The sequence below is a fragment of the Acidovorax kalamii genome (assembly GCF_002245625.1).
Lineage (GTDB): Bacteria > Pseudomonadota > Gammaproteobacteria > Burkholderiales > Burkholderiaceae_C > Acidovorax > Acidovorax kalamii.
Genome location: NZ_NOIG01000020.1, coordinates 1 through 3,077 on the forward strand (window position 1 = coordinate 1; position 3,077 = coordinate 3,077).

Annotated in this window: 3 protein-coding genes; 1 reads left to right on the forward strand and 2 read right to left on the reverse strand. The window is 65.3% G+C overall.

Annotated elements, in window-relative coordinates; all coding sequences use genetic code 11:
• Together CBY09_RS23325 and CBY09_RS23330 are read right to left on the reverse strand one after the other, a co-directional pair.
• Positions 1-1,229, reverse strand: a 1,229-nt coding sequence (locus tag CBY09_RS23325) for a methyl-accepting chemotaxis protein (protein ID WP_094291961.1), incomplete at its 3' end; no start/stop codon positions are given.
• A gap of 85 nt (positions 1,230-1,314) precedes the next feature.
• Positions 1,315-1,854 (reverse strand): chemotaxis protein CheW, encoded by a 540-nt coding sequence (locus CBY09_RS23330; RefSeq protein ID WP_094291962.1) that lies wholly within the window; start codon positions 1,852-1,854, stop codon positions 1,315-1,317.
• A 325-nt stretch (positions 1,855-2,179) separates the two neighbouring features.
• Here CBY09_RS23330 and CBY09_RS23335 point away from each other — a divergent pair, with 325 nt between their 5' ends.
• A complete protein-coding gene (locus tag CBY09_RS23335) occupies positions 2,180-2,986 on the forward strand; it encodes a lipase family alpha/beta hydrolase (RefSeq protein ID WP_094291963.1) in 807 nt (268 codons plus the stop codon).
• Positions 2,987-3,077: the final 91 nt, after the last annotated feature.

Genomic DNA, 3,077 nt, shown 5'->3' on the forward strand with positions numbered 1-3,077 from the left:
TCCTTGGCGGCTTCTGCGCTGCGCCCTGCCAGGCTGCGCACTTCCCCGGCCACCACCGCAAAGCCCCGGCCTTGTTCTCCGGCCCGGGCGGCTTCCACCGCTGCATTGAGTGCCAGGATGTTGGTCTGGAACGCAATGCCGTCGATGACGCTGATGATGTCTGCAATCTTGTTGCTGCTGGCGTTGATGCCTTTCATGGTCTCGACCACTTCGGCCACCACGTCGCCGCCTTGCACGGCCACGGTGCTGGCGCTCACGGCCAGCTGGTTGGCCTGGCGTGCGTTGTCTGCGTTCTGGCGCACGGTGGAGCCCAGCTCTTCCATCGAGGCGGCCGTTTCTTCCAGCGCCGAGGCCTGCTGTTCGGTGCGCGCGCTCAGGTCGTTGTTGCCCGACGCAATCTGCGAGCTCGCCGACGCAACGCCTTCGGCGTTGCTGCGCACCAGACTCACCGTGTTGACCAGGCTTTGCTGCATGCGTTGCAGGGCGGCCAGCAACTGGCCGGTTTCATCCTTGGACTGGACGTTGATCTGGCCGCTGAGGTCGCCAGCGGCCACGCGGTCGGCGGCCTCCACGGCCTGGGCCAGAGGGCGGGTGATGGAGCGGATGATGCTGATTGCCAGGAAGATGGCCACCGCAATCGCCAGGGCGCCTGCAATCAGCACATCGCGCTGCAGGGCGCTGGCGGCCGCCTCGGCACGCTGGCCCGCATCGATGGTGACCTGGGCCTGGTAGTCCACCTGCTCCTTGATGGTCTTCTGGTACTCCAGCTGGGTGGGGCGCACCTTTTCTTCAAGCAGCTTCAGGGCTTCATCCCTTTGCCCCTGCTGGATCAGCGCCAGGTATTCGTCGCCCACCTTGAGGAAGGCGGCACGGTTAGCCTGCACACGCCCCAGGATCTCCTTGCCTTTGTCAGACTGCACCAGCTTGGTGAGGACCGTCATCTGCTCGGCGATGGCGCTGCGCGCCGCCGTCACACGCTCCAGCGATGGCTTGGTGATGTTGTCGGAAGTGAAGATCGCGAGGTTGCGGAATTGAATGGCCTGGACATTCACCCCGTCGGCCAGAACGCCCATTGCCTTGGTGATGGGGATGCGCACTTCGACGATGTCATTGAGCGCGGCGCGCTGGCTGGCAGAGCGGGCCAGAGCGACCGAGCCCAGCACCACCAGCAGCAGCACCATGGCAGCAAACGCGATGGTCAGCCGGGTGGATATCTTCCATTGGATCATTGTGCTTCTCCTCGGGGTTGCTTATGAATTCGTTGGGCGACGACCGGGCCGCAAGCCAGTGTCGAGGACTTGCTGCGCAAATACCTTACTCCGGCGTGGCTTTTGTCACCAGCCCTATTTCGTCACTGCTGAGCAGGGCCTCGATGTCCATCACGATCAGCATGCGTTCGCCCAGGCTGGCGATGCCGGTGACAAAGGCCGGGTCCACATGGCCCTGGCGTTCGAACTGGGGGGTGGGCTTGATGACGTCGGGGGTGAGGGTGACCACGTCGGCCACGGCATCCACCACTGCACCAATCACCGTGGCGCCGATGTCCAGGATGACGACCACCGTGAAGTCGGTGTAGCTCGCCTCGGGGCATTGCAGCTTCACGCGCAAGTCCAGGATGGGCACGATGCGGCCGCGCAGGTTGATCACGCCCCGGATGAAATCGGGCGAATGCGCCAGGCGCGTGGGCGGCTCGTACGAGCGGATTTCCTGCACGCGCAGGATGTCGATGCCGTATTCCTCGGCCCCCAGGCGGAAGGTCAGGTATTCGCGGCCCACCGACGCTGCGGTGGTCACGGCAGCAGAGCGCTGGGGGGCGGATGCATGGGAGGGCGCAGGGGCGGATACGACGGTCATGGACGCAGTCTTTCTGGATGGAGGGGTTGTTCGGCAAGGCACGCGGTCTACCGGAACCACAGAACCTGTTCTTTGCCCGCGCAAGCGTGAAGAAAGCATAGCAGCGAACAGTTGCAATTAATAACAAAATCGATCAAAACACATCCATCGTCAGCCCGTCTTCAGGTGGAGTTTGGGAACCTTGCCGCCCCGTTTTCACCGCCCCGCCCCGGGCAGGAATTGGAGAGCTAGCTCCATTTCCACCCCCGGCCGTCTGCCGAAAAAATGCTACCGTCGCCGCAAGCCACACGCCCGGTGTGCCGCCCCGCTTTGAAACGATGAATTGATGGCTCTGTTCAACAAGAAAGAATCCGACCCCACCGACCTGCCGCCCCCCGGCCTGCCCCTGCTGGCGCTGGAGCTGCGCGCCCCCTGGGAGTTTGGCGCCGTGCTGCCTGCCTGGCCCGTGCTGCAGCGCGCACCGCTGGGCGACGGGCACACCGTGATCGTGTTTCCCGGGCTCACGGCGGGCGACGCCACCACCATGCCGCTGCGCCGTTATCTTGAATCGCGCAACTACGACACCCTGGGCTGGGGCCAGGGCCTGAACCTGGGCCCGCGCGATGGCGTGCTGGAAACCGCCAAGCGCCAGCTGCAGGAAGCGGCCGATGCCAGCGGCCACAAGGTCAGCCTGGTGGGCTGGAGCCTGGGCGGCATCTACGCCCGCGAGCTGGCCAAGGAGATGCCCGACCTGGTGCGCTGCGTGATCACGCTGGGCACGCCCTTTGCCGGGCACCACCGCTCCACCAACGCCTGGCGCATCTACCAGTTTGCGAGCGGCCGCAGCATCGAACGCGAGACCGAGAACTACAACCTGCCCGAGGCACCGCCCGTGCCCACCACCAGCATCTTCTCGCGCACCGACGGCGTGGTGGCCTGGCGCGGCAGCATCCAGGCGCCTGCCGACCACAACCCGCACACCGAAAACATCGAGGTGGTGGCCAGCCACTTCGGCATTGGCCTGAACCCCAGCGCCTGGTGGGCCGTGGCCGACCGGCTGGGCCAGCCCCAGGGGCCCGGCGTGGTGTGGCAACCCTTCCAGCGGCCCCAGCTGCCGGGGCTGCAGCTGCTGTATCCCGACCCGCACCGCTGATACCGGGGGGGACGTACCCCACAAACAAAAAAGCACGCAGAAGGATGCCCCTCTGCGTGCTTTTTGGTTGTGCAGTGCTGCCCCGCGTTGC

Excerpts from the sequence above, each read along its gene's own strand:
- CBY09_RS23335 (WP_094291963.1), top strand. The coding sequence starts at position 2,180 with ATGGCTCTGTTCAACAAGAAAGAATCCGACCCCACCGACCTGCCGCCC.
- CBY09_RS23330 (WP_094291962.1), bottom strand. The coding sequence starts at position 1,854 with ATGACCGTCGTATCCGCCCCTGCGCCCTCCCATGCATCCGCCCCCCAG.